Origin of the sequence: Streptococcus toyakuensis, from assembly GCF_024346585.1 — a bacterium.
Taxonomy (GTDB): domain Bacteria; phylum Bacillota; class Bacilli; order Lactobacillales; family Streptococcaceae; genus Streptococcus; species Streptococcus toyakuensis.
The window spans coordinates 751,569-771,890 of record NZ_AP024523.1 but is presented as its reverse complement, the minus strand read 5'-3'; the positions used below and the strand labels follow the sequence as shown (position 1 = coordinate 771,890).

General features: G+C 38.6%; 24 protein-coding genes and 1 other annotated feature. Of the genes, 11 read left to right on the top strand and 13 right to left on the bottom strand.

What is annotated here, in order from left to right; genetic code table 11:
- Positions 1-154: 154 nt before the first annotated feature.
- Positions 155-418: a tyrosine-type recombinase/integrase gene (locus tag STYK_RS04020; protein WP_371642489.1), complete on the top strand. Its 264-nt coding sequence runs from the start codon at positions 155-157 to the stop codon at positions 416-418.
- A 149-nt stretch (positions 419-567) separates the two neighbouring features.
- On the opposite strand, the gene STYK_RS04015 is transcribed toward STYK_RS04020, so the two are convergent.
- Both STYK_RS04015 and STYK_RS04010 read right to left on the bottom strand, forming a co-directional pair.
- Positions 568-1,143 carry a hypothetical protein gene (locus STYK_RS04015; RefSeq protein ID WP_049539246.1) on the bottom strand — a complete coding sequence of 192 codons (576 nt, stop codon included), beginning with the start codon at positions 1,141-1,143 and terminating at the stop codon, positions 568-570.
- A 10-nt stretch (positions 1,144-1,153) separates the two neighbouring features.
- Positions 1,154-2,044, bottom strand: a complete 891-nt coding sequence (locus STYK_RS04010) for a hypothetical protein (RefSeq protein WP_000097855.1) — start codon at positions 2,042-2,044, stop codon at positions 1,154-1,156.
- 338 nt (positions 2,045-2,382) lie between these two features.
- Between STYK_RS04010 and STYK_RS04005 the strand changes: the two genes are divergently transcribed.
- From STYK_RS04005 to STYK_RS03970, 8 genes are all read left to right on the top strand, one after another.
- Positions 2,383-2,901 (top strand): hypothetical protein, encoded by a 519-nt coding sequence (locus STYK_RS04005; protein WP_001060107.1) that lies wholly within the window; start codon positions 2,383-2,385, stop codon positions 2,899-2,901.
- Between the two features lie 163 nt (positions 2,902-3,064).
- Entirely contained in the window at positions 3,065-3,379 is a 315-nt protein-coding gene (locus STYK_RS04000) for a hypothetical protein (RefSeq protein ID WP_173277710.1), read from the top strand.
- A complete protein-coding gene (locus STYK_RS03995; RefSeq protein WP_000255253.1) occupies positions 3,379-4,467 on the top strand; it encodes a type IV secretion system DNA-binding domain-containing protein in 1,089 nt (362 codons plus the stop codon). The genes STYK_RS04000 and STYK_RS03995 overlap by 1 nt, the downstream gene beginning before the upstream one ends.
- A 3-nt stretch (positions 4,468-4,470) precedes the next feature.
- Complete coding sequence (locus STYK_RS03990) at positions 4,471-5,070, top strand: hypothetical protein (RefSeq protein WP_001232745.1); 600 nt, start codon at positions 4,471-4,473, stop codon at positions 5,068-5,070.
- A 202-nt stretch (positions 5,071-5,272) separates the two neighbouring features.
- A complete protein-coding gene (locus tag STYK_RS03985; RefSeq protein WP_000032482.1) occupies positions 5,273-5,926 on the top strand; it encodes a replication protein in 654 nt (217 codons plus the stop codon).
- Positions 5,927-5,939: 13 nt separating this feature from the next.
- Positions 5,940-6,203 carry a helix-turn-helix domain-containing protein gene (locus tag STYK_RS03980; RefSeq protein WP_001196067.1) on the top strand — a complete coding sequence of 88 codons (264 nt, stop codon included), beginning with the start codon at positions 5,940-5,942 and terminating at the stop codon, positions 6,201-6,203.
- A 66-nt stretch (positions 6,204-6,269) separates the two neighbouring features.
- On the top strand, positions 6,270-7,487 hold the full coding sequence (locus STYK_RS03975) for a site-specific integrase (RefSeq protein ID WP_261805287.1): 1,218 nt from the start codon (positions 6,270-6,272) through the stop codon (positions 7,485-7,487).
- Between the two features lie 306 nt (positions 7,488-7,793).
- The gene (locus STYK_RS03970) at positions 7,794-8,597 is read left to right on the top strand and encodes a peptidylprolyl isomerase (RefSeq protein ID WP_261805286.1); all 804 of its coding nucleotides are present in this window, start codon (positions 7,794-7,796) and stop codon (positions 8,595-8,597) included.
- A gap of 55 nt (positions 8,598-8,652) precedes the next feature.
- On the opposite strand, the gene STYK_RS03965 is transcribed toward STYK_RS03970, so the two are convergent.
- The 7 genes from STYK_RS03965 to STYK_RS03935 form a co-directional block, all read right to left on the bottom strand.
- Positions 8,653-10,194 carry an ABC-F family ATP-binding cassette domain-containing protein gene (locus tag STYK_RS03965; RefSeq protein ID WP_000025378.1) on the bottom strand — a complete coding sequence of 514 codons (1,542 nt, stop codon included), beginning with the start codon at positions 10,192-10,194 and terminating at the stop codon, positions 8,653-8,655.
- A gap of 1 nt (position 10,195) precedes the next feature.
- Positions 10,196-10,678: a VanZ family protein gene (locus STYK_RS03960; protein ID WP_125442855.1), complete on the bottom strand. Its 483-nt coding sequence runs from the start codon at positions 10,676-10,678 to the stop codon at positions 10,196-10,198.
- Entirely contained in the window at positions 10,678-11,763 is a 1,086-nt protein-coding gene (gene rlmN, locus STYK_RS03955; RefSeq protein WP_000804760.1) for a dual-specificity RNA methyltransferase RlmN, read from the bottom strand. The genes STYK_RS03960 and rlmN overlap by 1 nt, the downstream gene beginning before the upstream one ends.
- A gap of 20 nt (positions 11,764-11,783) precedes the next feature.
- Positions 11,784-12,314: a YutD family protein gene (locus STYK_RS03950; protein WP_261805285.1), complete on the bottom strand. Its 531-nt coding sequence runs from the start codon at positions 12,312-12,314 to the stop codon at positions 11,784-11,786.
- A 156-nt stretch (positions 12,315-12,470) separates the two neighbouring features.
- Positions 12,471-13,076 carry a superoxide dismutase SodA gene (sodA, locus tag STYK_RS03945; RefSeq protein ID WP_000974733.1) on the bottom strand — a complete coding sequence of 202 codons (606 nt, stop codon included), beginning with the start codon at positions 13,074-13,076 and terminating at the stop codon, positions 12,471-12,473.
- Positions 13,077-13,345: 269 nt separating this feature from the next.
- The gene (gene holA / locus STYK_RS03940; RefSeq protein ID WP_261805284.1) at positions 13,346-14,383 is read right to left on the bottom strand and encodes a DNA polymerase III subunit delta; all 1,038 of its coding nucleotides are present in this window, start codon (positions 14,381-14,383) and stop codon (positions 13,346-13,348) included.
- Positions 14,384-14,415: 32 nt separating this feature from the next.
- A complete protein-coding gene (locus STYK_RS03935) occupies positions 14,416-15,351 on the bottom strand; it encodes a dihydroorotate oxidase (protein ID WP_261100699.1) in 936 nt (311 codons plus the stop codon).
- Positions 15,352-15,595: 244 nt separating this feature from the next.
- Between STYK_RS03935 and gdhA the strand changes: the two genes are divergently transcribed.
- Together gdhA and STYK_RS03925 are read left to right on the top strand one after the other, a co-directional pair.
- Positions 15,596-16,942, top strand: coding sequence for an NADP-specific glutamate dehydrogenase (gene gdhA, locus STYK_RS03930; RefSeq protein WP_261100700.1), 1,347 nt, complete (start codon positions 15,596-15,598; stop codon positions 16,940-16,942).
- Positions 16,943-16,973: 31 nt separating this feature from the next.
- Positions 16,974-17,459, top strand: a complete 486-nt coding sequence (locus STYK_RS03925) for a GNAT family N-acetyltransferase (protein WP_247947399.1) — start codon at positions 16,974-16,976, stop codon at positions 17,457-17,459.
- Between the two features lie 160 nt (positions 17,460-17,619).
- On the opposite strand, the gene STYK_RS03920 is transcribed toward STYK_RS03925, so the two are convergent.
- The 4 genes from STYK_RS03920 to rplJ form a co-directional block, all read right to left on the bottom strand.
- A complete protein-coding gene (locus STYK_RS03920; RefSeq protein ID WP_247947398.1) occupies positions 17,620-17,988 on the bottom strand; it encodes an EXLDI protein in 369 nt (122 codons plus the stop codon).
- Between the two features lie 64 nt (positions 17,989-18,052).
- Positions 18,053-18,955, bottom strand: a complete 903-nt coding sequence (locus STYK_RS03915; RefSeq protein WP_247947397.1) for a DUF2268 domain-containing putative Zn-dependent protease — start codon at positions 18,953-18,955, stop codon at positions 18,053-18,055.
- 234 nt (positions 18,956-19,189) lie between these two features.
- Positions 19,190-19,558, bottom strand: coding sequence for a 50S ribosomal protein L7/L12 (gene rplL / locus STYK_RS03910; protein ID WP_001196965.1), 369 nt, complete (start codon positions 19,556-19,558; stop codon positions 19,190-19,192).
- Positions 19,559-19,630: 72 nt separating this feature from the next.
- Positions 19,631-20,131, bottom strand: a complete 501-nt coding sequence (rplJ, locus tag STYK_RS03905; protein WP_001287277.1) for a 50S ribosomal protein L10 — start codon at positions 20,129-20,131, stop codon at positions 19,631-19,633.
- A 38-nt stretch (positions 20,132-20,169) separates the two neighbouring features.
- Positions 20,170-20,305: a sequence feature (ribosomal protein L10 leader region), on the bottom strand.
- Between the last annotated feature and the right edge of the window lie 17 nt (positions 20,306-20,322).

The window sequence follows — 20,322 nt, the reverse complement described above, 5'->3', positions numbered from 1 at the left end:
ATTCGCTATATTATCACTCAACTTGAACAAATACCAGAACCACAAAAAACAGATATAATTGATGCAATAGCAACTCTATTAAACAACATAAGAGACTGGGACAAAAAGATTTTGATTTCAGTAATTCTTTATTATAAATTTTTAAAATCGATAGATTAGACAAAAAAGCGAACGAAACAGAAAATCTTCACTCATATTCCCAACCATATACGGGAATTATATGTGCGATAGAAATGAAAGAGCAACTCTTAAAAAGCGTCTATCTGCTTTAGGACTACCAGACTATAGTTTTCACTTATTCCGCCACACACACGCTTCTATGATGTTAAATGCAGGTATCGCTATTACCTCAATAAATAATCCATCTAATTTCATTTCGTCTTTACCAAATTTGACGAGATTGACGACCTCTTCATAACGTCCTACCGCATTATTGACATCTTATAAGTTCGTTCTAGCTTTTGATAAGGCTTTGTCAATCTTTGGATTGACACTTTCATTTTGTGTCACAAACTCCATGCCGTAAGACGTTGCCACTCTTCAACTTCACGTTGAATTTTTACTTCTTTACTCTGTTTCGTTGCCATTACCAAAGCCTTTTAAAATGTTCTTTAAATTGGCTCTTTTAATTGCCCAGTGAGTCCTACTTAATTCCCAATCTTCTATTTTTAATTCTGATTGATGAAGTTCGATCAGATTTAAATCAATTTCACATTCTTTCTGAAAATCAAATTTTATATATCCAGCTCTTTTATCTATATCTACTAATTTTCCAAAAAATCCAGTTTTTATCTCTTGTTTCGCCTCACTATATTCTGGAAGGAATAAAGCTGGCAAACTCATTATTTCATCAATATCTTCTAAAGTGAATTGATTGAACTTTTGACTAATTGCTGAATTTGTGTATTGAAAAACCCTATCATTGTTTAAACTAAACGAGTTCTCTTCATACTTCTCATTGTAAATTATAAATAGGTTATAATATTCATTGGAAGAGAGTATCTGCCGTATAGGTGTAACATTAACGATATGATTTACACTGTTTGCTTGCTCAATATTATAAATTCTGTCCGCATTTTGTTGTAGTGGTTGTTGGGGAAATTCTGAGGGCAAATTATCCTGCCTTTTTAGTGAGTTTGTCAATGTATTCTCCTTAATTTAAATTTTCTACATGTTCTATGTTATAAATTTTGTTAGCATACTGAGTTATGATTTTTGGATTATTCAATACTTGTTGTTTCATAGATTCTTCACCTTCAGTATTAAATTTTTTCTCTTCTTCGTTCTCAGTATCTGATTCTTCAACATGCTCTTGTTCCACTATTCCAGCAGTTTGTTCATTCAACTCTTCCACACTTGGGTTATAACGAGTTATTTCTAAATTAGGCAAAGACTTTCCCAGTTCTGAGTTTCTGAATTTCCATGGCGTATTTTCTCCATTTTGAGAATACCATTCCTCAAATGTTTCTTTACCGAGTGTATTATCAATTTTATTTACAAATATATATCTCATCACATCTAACAAGAATGGCTCAATTTCTACTGTTGTAATACTTAATAATTCTGACTTAGATACAGTATTATTAACAGAAATCTTAAATCGTTCCGAAATATCAATTGTTTCATCATTACAGATTGTTTCTATAATAGCAGAAGCAAACCATTCCAATTTTTGCTCTGAAAACTTATTACTTATAAAAGCAGACATACTCTCAAGTGTGTCTTTTTTATTTTGCTTAACTGAGGTTTCAAAAGAATCAATAAAAGTTTGGTCGTCAAAGATCAAATATGATGTAGCAGATATCACACATTTTTTATATTCAGACACATTCTTTTTAAATGATGTCCCTTTAACTTTTAAAAGGGATTCCCCTGTAAAGTTCTCGATGAACGATAACATCATATCATCTTCATTTAAACCATCACTTTTATCAGTTACAACACCACGTACTCTTGTACTACGTACTCTTCTTCTAGTATTTCTAGCTTCAAGAATAAGCCCAAAGAGTATCCCTCCTGTTAGGCGTGGAACGTTAGATGACATTTTTTAACTCCTCTTACTTTATTTGGTAACTTTATCTACTTTATCTACATTTACAAGTAACTCCATCTACTTCATAATAAAGTTTGAAGATAAGGCAAATGTATATTTGATTCTATTATATCAAATTTCACAAGCGTTTTCTTCAGAATAATAATATTAGTCCTAATTGATGGCCATCAAATGGACGGATTGAAACGAATATGAAAACTCAGACGATAACGGTCGAGTTCTGCATATATCTGTTTATCCGTTTATTTGGTGTGCCCTTTTCACATCTATCGGTATTCAGTATGGCTCATTGAAGTTTCTTTCCGTCCTAAGGACAGAAAGGAACCAACATGAATAATATATATGAAGAAATTTCTAAAAAGAAATTAAATGAAAAACTCGTTAAATCTCTAACTCCAGAAGAGCAATCTTTCTGGCTTGAATGGCTAAATGAGAGTGATAGACATGAAAATAGTTATGCTCGCCAATGTCGTCGTAAAGAAATAAGTCTAAACTCCAAAATAAACAATGGAAGAACAAATAACGAAACAACTCCACTTGACTTGTTTATAGATGATTCCCCTAATCCTCTTGACTTTCTCATTCAGACAGAAGATGAAGAATTTACCTTAGCTCAATTGCCAAGATTAAAAAAGGTTCTATCTGAATTAGATGAACTTGACAGAGACATTATCTTACTTTGCCATTCATTTGAAGAATATGAATATACGTATAGGGGGGAAACCTATATAAACTACAAGAAACTTTCTTTCAGAGAAATGGGTAGAAGATTAAATGAGGACTATCGTAAAATCCAACGTAAGATACCGAAAATAATGTCTTATATAAAAGAAAGACTCACAGAATAATTGAACAAAAAAATTAGGCCTTTTTTGCTCAAAAATGGTTCAACTACCCTTAATTTTGTCCATTAATTAGGAGGTAGTTTTAAAAGTCCAGCTCATGACCTCAAACCGAGCTTGTCTCTTCTTAGTTTTTAAGCTTCATATAGAAAGGTATATCCATATGAAAATCAAACCACAACACCGAAAAGGCGGTTACTCAAACCATATCGCTCAACAATACGTTGACCTCAACGCTCCTATCTACTTACTGAGTGACGAACTCGAACCCCAACAAAAGTACGAAAACAACAAACCAACAGGGGAAATTGTCGCTTATAAGCCTTGGTTCGGACAAAAAGGACTTCCGCCTTTTCAAGTGAAATTTACAGAAGCACCTGAACTGCCAGACTACCTATCTCTGGTTTCATTTGAAGGTCTAATGGCATGCGAAGTTAACTACAATGTCTACTTCAAAGCTGACGGATTGAAAGAGGTGAACTAATGGTTTCAACTCTCACACAAAGAGAGTTGGAACAATACCTGTTACAGAGCCTAAATATGGGTTTGGGCTCTGTATTACAGGGTGAAACATCCTACACCAACTCTTTTAACATTCTTGTCCGAGAAGACGGCTTTATCTTTGTCCCTCGTCTACCATGTGGCTTTATCATTGATGATGACTTGTATCAGAAGATTTTTCTAATCGCAAACGCCTCCCTCTATCCTCAATATACGCTATTGAAACAAAACTCTGCTTACTTTATCGCCTTAAAGTCAGAGGATATTCATGTTCAGCGTGGCTTATTCTTTCCATGGAAAAAAGGAGTTTCGGAGCGCTTGGTCATTCCAGACCTTGAGATATTTACCTCGTCTCTAAAGGGTAATAATATTCCTATCATGAAAAATCTAGCCATTAACTATGATAAGGTAACTTCTTTGGCTATTGCTGGTAATTCCGGTAGTGGGAAAAGTTACGCTTTGACTTATCTACTTAGTGTCCTGAAAAACATTTCTGACCTAATTATTATTGACCCTAAGTTTGATACACCATCACGCTGGGCAAGAGAACACCAAACTCCCGTTATTCACCCCCATGAAAACCGCTCTAAATCTGATTTTGTTTCAGAAATTAATGAAAACCTGAGCAAGTGTATGACCATCATTCATAAAAGGCAAGCCATCTTGTTTGAAAATCCACGTCATGAATTTAAACATCTAACCATTGTTATTGATGAAGTACTAGCCTTGTCAGAAGGAGTCAACAGAACCATCAAAGATTCTTTCTTCTCTTTATTGTCTCAAATCGCACTACTGGGACGAGCTACACGTGTTCATTTACTTCTAGTCAGTCAACGCTTTGACCATACAACTATCCCCGTATCCGTTCGGGAACAATTGAATGTTCTGATACAGATTGGAAACATTAATAAAAAGACCACACAGTTTTTGTTTCCCGACCTCGACCCTGAGGGCATCGTTATTCCGATAGGCAAAGGAACAGGACTTATACAGATTATTGATAACGAACATCCTTATCAAGTTTTCCCCCTCCTCTGTCCCACCTATTACACCAAGAAAGGAATTTTATAGACTATGAGAAAAACGAATTTTCAAAAAACCATTCATCCAGCAACTACCTTTTTTATAATGGGAATCCTATCTATGTTTATTTCAATCTTATTGAGGCTTGGAATGAATCCCTTGGAAAACAGTATCTATTTCACATCTCTGTTTGATTTCCTGCGCTTGCTTCACTTTATCAGCTCATCTATTTCTTTATTGTCCCTTCTCTTATTACTTGGATTAGTTGGCTATGAAATTAAGATACGCCACAGAGAAGATAAAATATCAAACCTCTTTAAGTCCATTACACAGACCTTTTCTCTTCGTCTATTTCTGATTCAAAGAGAGTACTCAGAAACTGTAAGCACAAGCGAGCAAGGAAACACAAAGAGATACAACCCTATCAACAAACAGTTCAATAAAGCGATTCAGAAAGTGCTTGTAGATATACGAGAGGAAAGCACAACATTGATTATTCCTGTCCCCAAATCGCAACAAGCCATTAGAATTCTAAAAGATTTGGAAACAATCATCAGTGAAGAAATTTCTAGTCGCAATCCTGACTATTATTTTTCAAGACCTGAAAGAAAGGGCATGGACTTCTACTTTATCGGAACAAGACGTAAATAATAGGACGGGCGCTATGGCGCACGAAGTAAGCGCCACCTAGCGCCCGTCTGCTTGGTATATGGACTAACGGGTTACTACGACCCCGTTAGTCCAATAATCAATAATCACAGAAATATCAAAAAAGCGTCTTCCACCTTCCGAAAGAACCCTTCTAAATCTCCTTATAGATAGAAATACAATTTGAAAGCGAGGTATGTTGTATATGTCAAAAGAACAACGTTCCAACAAGTGGGCTTTTCTTTTCTACAGAGAGAGCGCCCCAGAAAACTATTTAGAAATCCTTGAAGACCTTCATATTCCCTTTATCTTATCCCCTTGGCACGATAAAGACGTTAATAGAAGAACAGGGGAACTTAAAAAAGCTCATAAGCATGGCGCCTTTTTCTTCGATTCACTCAAAAGTTATTCTCAAGTATCTGAACTCATCAAGGATAAATTAAAGGGACCTGCTCATGTAGAACCTATTATGTCTCCAAAAGGGATGTATGACTACTTTGTCCATGCGGAGAATCCTGAGAAAAGTCCGTACGATATCAAAGATATAGAAATTGGATGCGGATTTGAATTGGATAAATTCCTCATAAACCATAACAACGATGATTTTCTATCAACTATTATTGACGTGATAGACAAGAATAATTTCACTGAATTTAATCATCTGGTTAGGTATGCGAGAGAAGAAAATCCGACCTTATTAAGACTTATCGTAGATAAAACTTACTTTTTTGCCAAGTATTTAGATTCACGAAGGTATAGTACAGATAAAAGCAAAATAACTTCATCAAAAGCTCCCTTGACGAATACTCCTAATAAAACTAGAGACATCATATCAGACTCTACTTTAATAGAAGTATAACGGAGGAAAAGCTATGCAAGTAATCTTACCAGATGAACAAATTCATCAAATTCAACTTTTACTCTCTAATCTTATAAAGAAAGAAATCAGAGAGCAATTAGACAAGAGCGGTATCGATAGTCCCTATTTGAACAAACAACAAGCTTGTAACTATTTAGGTATATCAAATAATACACTGGATTCTTGGATTGTAAAAGGCTTACCCAAAATCAAAATCGGTAAAACGATTCGATTCCATAAAGACGCTATCGATCAATGGCTAAACTTACATAACTAGAAATATCAAGATTTTTGTTTTATAATAGTCATGATATTTTCTGGTTCGATACACAAGGAGAATATCATGACTATCACTAAAACAAAAAACGGAACTTATCGCTTAAAAATCTATATCCCAATTGAAGCACGAATGCCACTTGGAATTGTCAATAGCAACTATTACGATAAGCGATTTAAAACTAGAAAGGAGGCAAGACAAGCTGAGATAGACTTGCTTACCAAGTTAAATCAAATAGAAGATAATGAATTTTCAGGACTTGCAAAAGGAGATATTCTTTTCTCAGACTTCTATAACAATATCTGGTGGGACTCTTATAAAGCAGGACAAACTACATCTACTTCTAAGCCACCAAGCAGGTCAACAGTTGCAAATACCAAAACCTGTTTTGAAAAACATATACTACCACTTCTTGGAAACTATACGATACAGTTTCTAAATCAAAATAAGCAAGTTATCCTAAATCTAATGACATCTAAAGCTGATGAATATGCGAACTTCAAATCTTTACGTAGCTATGTGATTTCCATTTTTGATTGGGCAGAAGAACTTGAATATATAGAAGCTAATAAAGTTGCAAAAATATTAAGAAGAATAAAGGCCACTAAAAAGATTCAACTTGCAGAGTCCAAGAGAGAGGAAGATTTATATCTAACTCATGAACAACTCCAAGAATGGTTCTCAGCATTTCAAGAAGATTTAGACAATGATAAAATAACCCTTAAAGATTATGTCCTATTTTATCTTACTTTTTTCTTAGGCGATAGAAAATCTGAAACCTATGCTCTTCAATGGAAACATATCGACTTTGATAAATCGCAAATTCAATTACTCCAAGCATTAGATAGATATGGAGAAGTAAAATCAACAAAAAGCAACAAGAAAACTGTCTTTTCTGTTTCAGGTGACTTACTCCAATTGCTCAAAAATTGGAAAGAACAACAAAGATATGAATTAGCAAAGTTCGGCATCATCAGTAATCCAGAACAATTTGTTTTTACATATATCGACACAAAAGGAAACATCAACAAGCCTTTACATGCTGACTATCTGAACAATAAAATGAAAAGTATTAGAAAGCGACATAAAGAACTAGCACACGCTACACCACATAAACTGCGACATACAGGAGCAACGCTCGCTAAACAGGCTGGAATGAGCTTAGAAGCCATTTCCGAAGCTCTAACACATAGCGACACAGGTACAACACAGATTTATGTCAATACTTCTAATGTAGTCCCTATGGCAGTCGGTGAATTTGCCTTAAGGTCTCTAAAACAATAAGGTGAAAATAAGGTAAACTTTGAGGTGAACTTTTTCAAAAAACATAAAAAAAGCACCCATGAGGTAAACTCTTGAGTGCTTTGAAACGTTGATAGTATCGTATTGATTAACGTTTTGAGAATTGTGAAGCTTTACGAGCTTTCTTAAGACCTGGTTTCCTAAATACTTCGAGTACACTTATGGTATTGATACCTCTAAACAAGCGACCTTCAGGTTGACTTCCTCTTAAACTGTCTTGTCACTAACATTTGAAATCCACTTCCTTTTAGGGTACAATGGTAGAAATGAATTTTTGAGAGGAATAGAATGAAAAAACTAGCAACCCTTCTTTTACTATCCACTGTAGCCCTAGCTGGATGTAGCAACATCCAACGTAGTTTGCGTGGCGATGACTATGTAGATTCTAGCTTGGCTGCTGAAGAAAGTTCCAAAGCAGCAGCCCAATCTGCCAAGGAGTTAAACGATGCTTTGACAAACGAAAATGCAAATTTCCCACAACTATCTAAAGAAGTTGCTGTAGACGAGGCTGAAGTAATTCTCCACACAAGTCAAGGGGATATCCGTATTAAACTCTTCCCTAAACTCGCTCCTCTAGCGGTTGAAAACTTCCTCACTCATGCCAAAGAAGGCTACTATAACGGTATTACCTTCCACCGTGTCATCGATGGCTTTATGGTCCAAACTGGAGATCCAAAAGGGGACGGTACAGGTGGTCAATCTATCTGGCATGACAAGGATAAAACCAAAGACAAGGGAACTGGTTTCAAGAACGAGATTACTCCTTATCTCTATAACATCCGTGGTGCTCTTGCTATGGCTAATACTGGTCAACCAAACACCAACGGCAGCCAGTTCTTTATCAACCAAAACTCTACTGATACCTCTGCTAAGCTCCCTACAAGCAAGTATCCAAAGAAAATCATCGAAGCCTACAAAGAAGGGGGAAATCCTAGTCTAGATGGTAAACACCCAGTCTTTGGTCAAGTGATTGACGGTATGGATGTTGTAGATAAGATTGCTAAAGCCGAAAAAGATGAAAAAGAAAAGCCAACGACTGCTATTACTATCGATAGCATCGAAGTGGTGAAAGACTACGATTTTAAATCTTAAAAACCAAAAAAATACAGTATCCACATTCGGTACTGTATTTCTTTTATCTTCATTTTTAAGTTAGATTGTTAAAATCCCAGATTTGGTCCATCCAGCCTTCATAGAAGTCTGGTTCGTGACAGACCATAAGAATCGATCCCTTGTATTCTTTTAGAGCGCGTTTGAGTTCATCCTTGGCATCCACATCCAAGTGGTTGGTTGGCTCGTCCAACACTAAAACATTGTTTTCACGATTCATCAAGAGACAAAAACGAACCTTGGCTTGTTCCCCACCTGACAAGACCTGAATTTGGCTTTCAATATGCTTGGTTGTCAAACCGCAACGAGCAAGGGCTGCACGGACTTCTGCTTGGTTAAGGGCAGGAAAGGCATTCCAGACAGCCTCTAGTGGTGTTTGGCGATTACCGCCTTCTACTTCCTGTTCAAAATAACCAAGTTCTAGATAATCACCGCGTTCAACTTCCCCAGCAATTGGCGGAATAATCCCCAAGAGAGACTTCAAGAGAGTTGTTTTCCCGATACCGTTGGCACCGATAATAGCAACCTTTTGATTGCGTTCAAAGGTAAGATTCAAAGGCTTAGTAAGAGGACGGTCATAACCAATTTGCAAATCCTTGGCTTGGAAGATAAAGCGCCCTGGCGTACGAGCCGGTTTGAAATCAAAGGATGGTTTTGGTTTCTCACTTTGGAGTTCGATAATATCCATCTTATCCAATTTCTTCTGACGAGACATGGCCATATTTCGTGTTGCAACACGCGCTTTGTTTCGAGCCACGAAGTCCTTGAGGTCCGCAATCTCTTTCTGCTGACGTTCGTAGGCAGCCTCTAGCTGAGATTTCTTCATAGCATAGACTTCTTGGAACTGGTAGTAGTCACCAGAGTATCGTGTCAACTGTTGATTTTCCACATGGTAGACAATATTAATCACATCGTTCAGGAATGGGATATCATGTGAAATAAGGACAAATGCATTTTCATAGTTTTGGAGATAGCGCTTAAGCCAATCAATATGCTCAGCATCCAAGTAGTTGGTCGGCTCGTCCAGAAGCAAGATATCGGGCTTTTCAAGGAGGAGTTTAGCCAAAAGAACCTTGGTTCTTTGTCCACCTGATAAAGAGGTTACATCCGTATCCATACCAAAATCCATAACACCAAGGGCACGCGCTACTTCGTCAATCTTTGCATCCAAGGTATAAAAATCACGACTCTCCAAACGGTCTTGGAGTTCGCCCACTTCTTCCATGAGAGCATCAACATCCGCTCCGTCTTCAGCCATTTCCATATAAAGGTCATTGATACGGGCTTCTGCTTTGAAAAGCTCATCAAAGGCTGTACGGAGAACATCACGTACCGACTGCCCTTCAGCAAGGACAGAGTGTTGGTCTAAGTAACCAGCAGTCACATATTTAGACCACTCAACCTTCCCTTCATCTGGCAGCATCTTACCAGTCACAATACTCATAAAGGTTGATTTCCCTTCACCATTGGCACCGACCAGGCCGATATGTTCTCCCTTGAGGAGACGGAAGGACACATCTTCAAAAATTGCACGGTCACCAAAACCATGACTCAGATTTTTAACTTCTAAAATACTCATTTTAATTCCTTATCTTGTTTTTATGTAATTGTTTATAGAGGAACCAAGCCAAATAGCCACCCAAGGTATTAGTCCACAAATCATCAATCTCAAAGACGCGATTAAAATCAAAGACAAAGTCCAAGACTAACTGCGTACACTCAATTCCAAGACTCACTAGAAAGCTAAAAAGTAGCACCTTTTTTGTTTTCCGCAAGTTTGGAAGGAGATAAAGGAGTTGGAAAACAAGAGGAAAAAGCAAGAAGACATTGAGGATATTTTGTAAAAAAATCCAAAATAATTGTCCTACATCACTCACTTCGCCCAGTTTCCAGAGAGAATTGAAAGGAGTCAAAAGAAAAACCAGGCGTCCAAGATGCTGAATACCTGGAGTTTCCACTCCCACGGGAGAATGTTCTTGAGGAGTAAAGCAAAAATAGACGATACAAATGCTATAGAAAATGACTCCCCAAACCAAAATATGATTATAAGTTTTCTTCATCATTAAGGATTGACTGCTGCGACTGCTTTCTGGCGGTCACGTTTCATTGTGTTAGAGCGCAATTGTCCACAAGCTGCATCAATATCTGTACCATGCTCTTGACGAACAACACAGTTGACCCCTTTTTTCTTAAGCGTATCATAGAAGGCCAGGACGCGCTCTTTAGGACTACGGCTATATTGGTCATGCTCACTAACTGGGTTATAAGGAATCAAGTTGACATAAGACAATTTCTTGATGTTCTTGAGCAATTCAGCCAATTCTAAGGCTTGTTCTACACCGTCATTTACTTCATTGAGCATGATATACTCAAAGGTTACACGACGATTGGTTGTTTCGATATAGTACTCAATAGCAGCAAAGAGTTTTTCAATCGGAAAGGCACGGTTAATCTTCATGATGCTTGAGCGCAGTTCATTATTAGGTGCGTGAAGGGAAACGGCAAGATTGACCTGAACACCTTCATTAGCAAAATCACGAATTTTATGGGCCAAACCTGAGGTTGAAACCGTAATGTGACGAGCACCGATGGCCATTCCCTTGTCATCATTGATAGTACGAACGAAATTCAAGACATTGTTGTAATTATCAAATGGTTCACCAATTCCCATGACAACGATATGACTGACACGCTCATCCTGACCACGCTCATCAAAGTATTTCTGAACCAGCATGATTTGCGCTACGATTTCCCCATTATTGAGGTCACGTTGTTTCTTAATCAAACCAGAGGCACAGAAGGTACAACCGATATTACAGCCGACCTGAGTGGTCACACAGACAGATAAACCGTAGTGTTGACGCATGAGTACTGTCTCAATCAGCATTCCATCTGGCAATTCAAAAAGATATTTAACTGTCCCATCAGCAGATTCTTGCACGATTCGCTGTTTCAATGGATTAACCACAAACTGGTCATTAAGCTTAGCAATCAAATCCTTGGAAAGGTTGGTCATTTCTTCAAATGACTGGACACGTTTACGGTAGAGCCATTCCCAGATTTGATCTGCACGGAATTTCTTTTCTCCCTGCTCCAAAACCCATTCCTGCATGGTTTGACGTGTTAAACTATAAATTGACGGTTTCATTTCTTCTCCTTATTCTCTACTCACTTCTGACGAATGACAAAATGACGTTGTCCCTTGTCCTCTTTCTGAGAATGCTGATCTTTCTGACGACGTCTATTTTTCTTATCTGCATTCGGTTTTCGTTTAGTTTGAGCCGGTTTCTTTCCTTTTCTAGAAGGCTGTTCTTCTTCCTTCTTACGCATTTTCTTGTCAAATGACGCTCGCTTAGGGGCTTCATTTTCTAAGACAAAATAGGCACAACCATAACTACAATACTCTAAAAGGTAGTCTTGTAAACGACTGATTTTTTCAAGTTTTTCATCTGTTCGGTCATCCTTGTAAAACCCTCGTAGGCGAAGCTGTTCATTGCTCCAGTCTCCCACGATATAATCAAACTTGGTTAAGACTTCTGAAAAACGCTGATTAAAAGCCGTCACATCAAAGGCATCTTTGCTATTTTCCACCAAGGAAAAAGCTATCCCTTCCGTTTCGACCTTGTCCCCGTGTAAATGAAACTCAGGACCAGGAAACTTGTTATAGTTGTATAATTCAGGTGCAATTTCTTTTCGCATAGATATCCTTTTTCCACGATTACTTAATACTTTATTCTACCATAATTTCTAGCAGTTAGCACGTTTCTCATAAAAATGAAAAAAGTCTGACGATTTTGTCAGACCAAAATAATATAACCTTAAAAAGAGAAGAACAATTCTTCCCTCCAACTATCATTATTTAGCAGCTGCGTACAGTTCATCTACTTTGTTCCAGTTGATCACTGAGAAGAAAGCTTTGATGTAGTCAGGACGCACGTTGCGGTATTTCACATAGTAAGCATGTTCCCAAACGTCCAAGCCCAAGATTGGTTTTTTGCCTTCTGAGATTGGTGTGTCCTGGTTTGCTGTTGAAGTCACTTCAAGTTTCCCTTCTTTGTTGACAACCAACCATGCCCATCCTGAACCAAAACGAGTTGTTGCTGCTGCAGTGAAGGCTGCTTGGAATTCTTCAAATGAACCAAATGTTGCATCGATTGCTGCTGCAAGTTCTGCTGATGGAGCTGTTTTCTCAGGAGTCATCAATTCCCAGAAAAGAGCGTGGTTCAAGTGTCCACCACCATTGTTGATAAGCGCTTGACGGATATCAGCTGGAATAGATTCTACATCAGCAAGCAAGGCTTCAAGGTCTTCACCGATTTCAGGGTGTTTTTCTAGAGCTGCATTAGCATTGTTGACATAAGTTTGATGGTGTTTGTCATGGTGCAAGTGCATTGTTTCCGCATCGATGTATGGTTCCAAAGCGTCGTATGCATATGGAAGATCTGGTAAGATAATAGCCATCTGTAATACCTCTTTTTCTTTCTATATGAAAATGATAACGCAAACATTCACTTTTTTCAAGTTTTTTGCTTATAGATGAAGAAATCACTGAAATACTTTCTAATAATACTCTTCGAAAATCTCTTCAAACCGCGTCAACGTCGCCTTGCCGTACTCAAGTATAGCCTGCGGCTAGTTTGCTCTTTGATTTTCATTGAGTATAGAATAAGCAAATCACTAAGAAACCCACGACAAGATAATCCTGACGCGGGTTTTAGTTTCAAAAAATGTCAATTGACCTGACTAGCAATCTGCAGGAGTGCCTTTTCAAAAAGGAAACCTTTTTCATAAAGACCAGTCTTAATCTGATAGTCTGTCTCAATCAAATAAGAAATAGCTTGCTTCAAAAAGCTAAAGGAAAGTCCTTTTGAATCTCTCAGCGCAAACTTGATTTGATAGGGATTAGGATTGCGTCCGAGAAAACTACCTAAACTACTTCCAATCTGCGATTCTGTTTGCCCAGACTCCGCCAAAATCTTCACCTGAGTAAAAGTCCGAAATTGTCCTAGCATGACTGCAATCAGTTTGATTTCATCTTCACCTTGCAAGGTCAAGTCTCTAACCAAATCACGCGCCTGGTCCATCTTTTTAGTCAGAATAAACTGAGTTAAATCAAAAATATTGTCCTGTAAGGTCTTGGGAATAGCGTTGACAATATCCTCTTCCTCTATAACAGAGTCTTCCTTATAGGATTGTAAAAAAAGGAGATTTTTCTGGATTTCGCTAAATTGAAAACCCGACTTGATGAGGAGATTTTCAAAAGAATGATTAGCAAACTGCAGGCCTTGTTTCTGACTCCACTTTTGGAAATACTGGCGCAGTTCTTGTTCTTTGGCCTCTACTGCGTCAAAAACCTTGGCATCACGCTTAAGTAATTTAACCAACCGTCTTTTGCTATCCAGCTTTCCTTCTGCAAAGATTAACAACTTGGTTGTTGGTGAAGGATTGTCAAGGTATTCCTCAAATGACTTGAGCTCATCATCTGTCAAAAAGCGCTTTTTAGCAGTCGTTATATCGACAAAATGGTCTAATATCACGATTTTTTCATCCGCAAAGAAAGGAAGGCTGACCAACTCCAGTTCCACATCCTTGTATACTACTTCTTTCATATCAAAGTAGGCAAAGTTGAGGTCAGCAGAATCATAACCAATCTGTTTCAATACTTGACTCTTCATAACTTCAAACTGACCCTGATCTGTCCCTGTAAATAGGCTCAGGCTCGGTAAATTTGATAAAGTCAACTTCTGACTTTCTTCAATGGCTAGCATCTTCTTTCCTTTCTTCTGATTTTTTTATGAATTTAATCAATATAGCGCAATTTCCCACGGAAATCTTCTAGGCTTTCGTACCCTTTTTCCCCCATGATTGCTTTCAGTTCATTAGTAATGCGTTCAAAAGCTCCAACACCTTCTTTATGAAGAGTTGTTCCTACCTGCACCATACTTGCTCCACAGAGGATATGTTCAAAGGCATCACGACCAGTCAGAACGCCACCTGTTCCGATGATTTGGATTTGAGGATTTAAACGTTGATAAAAGGCATGAACATTGGCTAGCGCAGTCGGTTTGATATATTCTCCACCAATGCCACCGAAACCATTTTTAGGACGAATAACGACGGACTCATCTTCTATATAAAGGCCGTTTCCGATAGAGTTGACACAGTTGACAAACTTGAGCGGATACTTGTTGAAAATAGCTGCCGCTTGGTCAAAGTGAACAATGTCAAAATATGGTGGCAATTTAATTCCCAGAGGTTTAGTGAAGTAGGCAAACACCTCTGCCAAAATCCGATCTGTTGTCTCAAAATCATAGGCAATCTGAGGTTTACCTGGAACATTTGGACAGGAAAGGTTTAGCTCAGTCAGACCACGAAAATCACTCTCTTGGACTTTTTTCAAGATAGTATGGGTTTCTTCTGGAGACATGCCGACTAGAGATAGGAAGAACGTTCGGTTTGGCTCTTTTTCCTGCAAGTCCAAAAGATAGTCCAGATAGTAGTCTAAGCCATTATTCGGCAAGCCCATAGAGTTAATGGAACCAAGTGGAACATCTTTGTAGCGTGGCTCAGGATTTCCCTGACGAAAGTCCAAGGTCGCTGTCTTGGTCACAAAAGTTCCTGCCGCTGAGTTTTTAACCCCTTCCAGCTCCTCTATCGTCATACAAGCCACACCTGCTGCATTCATCAAACAATTGTCAAACTCAAAACCAGCAATTTGTGTTTTCGTTGATACCATGATTCTGATCCTCCGGATTCCATTTATTTCTAATATTATACCATATTTTCAGCTTTTCTCTTTAAGAAAGTCATTTATAAGAAAAACGTTCGTTTTTTATCCAATTTCAAAAAATTCCAATTTCAAACAACCCCAAAAATCAAATTGAAAGAATTTTTAGAAAATTTTTGTTTTTCTCTTTACAGTTAAAAAAAATTCTGCTATAATGACACACATAATTAAATTAGAATTTAAGGAGAACGATATGACATCTGCTAAAGAATATATCCAAAGCGTGTTTGAAACTGTAAAAGCTCGTAACGGGCACGAGGCTGAATTCCTCCAAGCTGTTGAAGAATTTTTCAACACTTTGGAACCTGTATTTGAAAAACACCCTGAGTATATTGAAGAAAATATCTTAGCACGTATTACTGAGCCTGAGCGCGTGATTTCTTTCCGTGTTCCTTGGGTTGACCGTGATGGAAAAGTTCAAGTCAACCGCGGTTACCGTGTTCAATTCAACTCAGCTGTTGGACCATATAAAGGCGGACTTCGTTTCCACCCAACTGTAAACCAAGGGATTTTGAAATTCCTCGGATTTGAACAAATCTTTAAAAACGTCTTGACTGGACTTCCTATCGGTGGAGGTAAAGGTGGATCAGACTTCGATCCTAAAGGTAAAACAGATGCTGAAGTGATGCGCTTCTGCCAAAGCTTCATGACTGAGTTGCAAAAACACATCGGACCATCACTAGACGTACCTGCTGGTGATATCGGTGTTGGTGGACGTGAAATCGGTTATCTTTACGGTCAATACAAACGCCTTAACCAATTTGATGCTGGTGTCTTGACTGGTAAACCTCTTGGATTTGGTGGTAGCTTGATTCGTCCAGAAGCAACTGGTTACGGTTTGGTTTACTATACTGAAGAAATGCTCAAAGCTAACGGTAACAGCTTTGCTGGTAAGAAAGTGGTTATTTCAGGTTCTGGTAACGTTGCCCAATACGCTCTCCAAAAAGCAACTGAACTCGGTGCTACTGTTATCTCTGTATCTGACTCAAACGGTTATGTCATCGATGAAAATGGTATCGACTTCGATCTTTTGGTTGATGTTAAAGAAAAACGTCGCGCTCGTTTGACTGAGTATGCTGCTGAGAAAGCGACTGCTACTTATCATGAAGGTTCTGTATGGACTTACGCTGGTAACTACGATATCGCTCTTCCATGTGCGACTCAAAACGAAATCAATGGTGAAGCAGCTAAACGCTTGGTTGCTCAAGGCGTTATCTGTGTCTCTGAAGGTGCCAACATGCCAAGCGATCTTGATGCCATCAAAGTTTACAAAGAAAATGGTATCTTCTACGGACCTGCCAAAGCTGCCAACGCTGGTGGTGTAGCCGTTTCAGCTCTTGAAATGAGCCAAAATAGTCTTCGCCTCTCATGGACTCGTGAAGAAGTTGATGGACGCCTCAAAGACATCATGACCAACATCTTCAACACAGCTAAAACAACTGCTGAAACATACGGACTTGGTACCGACTACCTTGCAGGAGCAAATATCGCTGCCTTCGAAAACGTAGCAAACGCTATGATTGCCCAAGGTATTGTTTAATTAGTCGATACATCCTATCAGAGGACAAATGATGAACTTACGGCCAATGGAAGTAAGAGATAATCCAGCTGTAGCGCAGCTCATTCGAGCTAGCTTAGAGGAATTTGGGCTTGACAAACCAGGAACTGTCTACTTTGATTCTCATCTAGATCATTTGGCCGACTATTATCAACAGCAAGAGAGAGCAGCTTACTTTGTTCTGGAAGATGAAGGGCAGCTGGTTGGCTGTGGTGGCTTTGCACCTGTGTCCGATAAGATTGCTGAATTACAAAAACTGTATGTCACTAAAAATTGCCGTGGCAAAGGTTATTCCAGCAGGTTGATAAAGCGGATAATCCATGAAGCCCGCCTAGCAGGTTATGAACAACTTTATCTAGAAACCTCTACTGAACTGGCTACGGCCGTGGCCATCTATCAACACTACGGTTTTACATTACTGCAAGAACCACTTTCTAACGCCGCCGGCCACCCTGCTATGAATATCTGGATGATAAAATCCCTCTCATCAGATGAATAGATGTTAGTATACTCTGGTCGTCTCGAGGATATCAGAATCAAGATCCTCAACACAGCTAAAACAACTTTTAAAAATGTAGCCAATGCTATGATAGTAAAGGTATTGTTTCAGCACTATCAAACTAGAAGAAATCCGACTGCTTATGAAAGCAGTCGGATTTTTATATATCTAATTTTTCAAAAAATTTTCCTGCTACCAGCTTTTCTTTTAGCTTCTTCAGCAGCTCATTTTCCAGAAAAGAACTTAGTTCATCAAATTCTTGGCAAACCTTAAAAACCGTCTCTCTATCCATCTGACCATAAGCTAATTCGTAATAGTCCTTATTATGATGCCAGTTCTGGTCATAGTTGACGTCTGTACGTTGATAGTAAACAATGTTGTGCTTCGGAGTCAGGTAAAGCTTCTGTGTTAGAATGCTTTTCTGATCTTTGGATAACTTGCTACGACTGAAAATCTTAACACCTTGAAAGATCTTGCGTTCATGTATACCTTGATTTGTGACCTTTAATTCAACTCTTTTATAGTGCATATAGTCACCTCCAAAAATTACTTTCATTATATCAAACTCTGGCAGATTTGCAAGCAAAAATATGTCATTGCCAAAAGTCTTTTGTCGCCTCTAAAATCTCTTCTGTCGATGTTACTGTCGCTTCAATAATGCTCTTGCCAGTCTTTTTCAGATAGGCTTGTATCAGATGATAGCCATAAGCATAGCCCGCAGCATAAGGCATACCGACTGGTATTTGACCTTGAATCTCGGCAATTTCATCACCGTAGAGATAAGGAGCCATTTCCGCCATCCCTGTTAGCTGAAGCTGACTTGAGATGATGGGCTTAATCTTCTCTAATTGCTCTGGACTGGTTGAAGTGACCCAAGGTCCGATGAGCTCCTTACCATAGAGTTCAGCAGCAAAAGACTCTGCCAAGCCTTCACTGACTACCCAGTCTGCTAGTGTCGTCTGCTGATTCCATTTGACAAATTGAAAGCGGACATTGTGATTGCACTCGTGAGCCAACGCAGCCTGCACACGTGGTAAAGTATAGTCATTTGGTAGCAGACTAAGCATGAGGTAGCCTGGAATTCCGCCATCTCCGCTATAACCCTTATTGAGCTGTAGCATAGGTTTTTCTGGATTGCCCAATAAAATAGTAAAATGGTAATCCTCAACATCTAAGTCATAGCCAGCCTGCTCAAAAAGCCCAATACTCCTTTTGATGGTATCCTGGCAGTCCTGCCAGAGTTGATCAGAGCTCAGAGAGTCGATAGCTGGTCTATCCTTTTCTGAGAGAGTTGAGGGTAACTGGTTCATAAAGCCAAGTAGGAAAAGAGCATCAAATCCTCCAGGATACTTTGCTTTCAGAGGAATGTGTTGAGTTTGATATTTGGTTGCAAAAGGTGCTAATATTTTAGCTCGAAAGCAACCTTCTCTCTTTTCTAAAGGTAGCTCGAGCATCTCTTGATAAACTTTATCTGAACGAATCATATTGATTTGCATAATAATCTCCTTTCTTATCTACTATTAGTATAATCCCTTACCTAAGGTCAGAGTCAAGAAGAAAATTGAATTTATAACAAGATTCTAGTAACTGTTAGAAAAAAGACACCCTACCCTAGAACTTTCGTTCAGAGCATAATTTATAGGTAGATTTACCATTCTAAACAGATAAAACCGCTACTCCTAAGAATAGCGGTTTAATCATGTTTTTAAGCTACTAATGTAGTCGCTCTATTATTTAAGAGTAACTGAAGCTCCAGCTTCTTCCAATTTAGCTTTGATTTCTTCAGCTTCTGCAGTTGCAACGCCTTCTTTAACAAGTGCTGGTGCACCGTCAACAAGTTCTTTAGCTTCTTTAAGTCCAAGACCTGTGATTTCACGTACAACTTTGATAACGCCAACTTTTTTGTCGCCTGCAGATGTCAATTCAACGTCGAATGAATCTTTAGCAGCACCAGCGTCAGCAGCACCAGCTGCAGCAACAGCTACAGGAGCAGCTGCAGTTACACCAAATTCTTCTTCGATAGCTTTTACAAGGTCGTTCAATTCAAGGATTGAAGCTTCTTTAATTTCAGCAATAATGTTTTCAATGTTCAATGCCATTGTTATTTCCTCCAAATATGTTTTAAATTTATAATAGATTTTCGTAGCTAGGCTACGCTGCGTAGCTTAAGATTAAGCTGCGTCTTCTTTGTTGTCTGCAACCGCTTTGACTGCAAGAGCAACGTTGCGCACTGGCGCTTGAAGTACAGAAAGGAGCATAGAAAGAAGTCCTTCGCGGTTTGGAAGAGTTGCAAGAGCAAGAATCTCTTCTTTAGATGCGACAGCGCCTTCGATTGCACCACCTTTGATTTCAAGTGCTTCAGCGTTTTTAGAAAAGTCGTTCAAGATTTTCGCTGGTGCGATAACATCTTCGTTAGAAAATGCTACTGCAGATGGTCCAACAAATACAGATGCAAGATCTTCAAGACCAGCTTTTTCAGCTGCACGACGCAAGATTGAGTTTTTAATAACTTTATACTCAACTTCGCTTCCACGAAGCTCACGACGAAGAACTGTATCTTGCTCAACTGTCAAACCACGAGCGTCTACAACGACGATAGATGCAGCAGCTTTCATTTTCTCAGCTACTACGTCAACTAGTTCCGCTTTTTTAGCAATAATTGCTTCACTCATTAGTGTGTTCACCTCCGTTATTATTTTGCTTGGGGAATTTTTCCAAAAGAAAAACGCGCCCAAACCTAGACACGAAAGTACAATACGCTTCTTTTTACATGATACGTTTTGTCCTCGGTAGGATACTTATGAGTCGAGCTCCCCTACTGTCTTAGGCAGTTTTTTCAAACCGTATATAAGTATAGCATAGT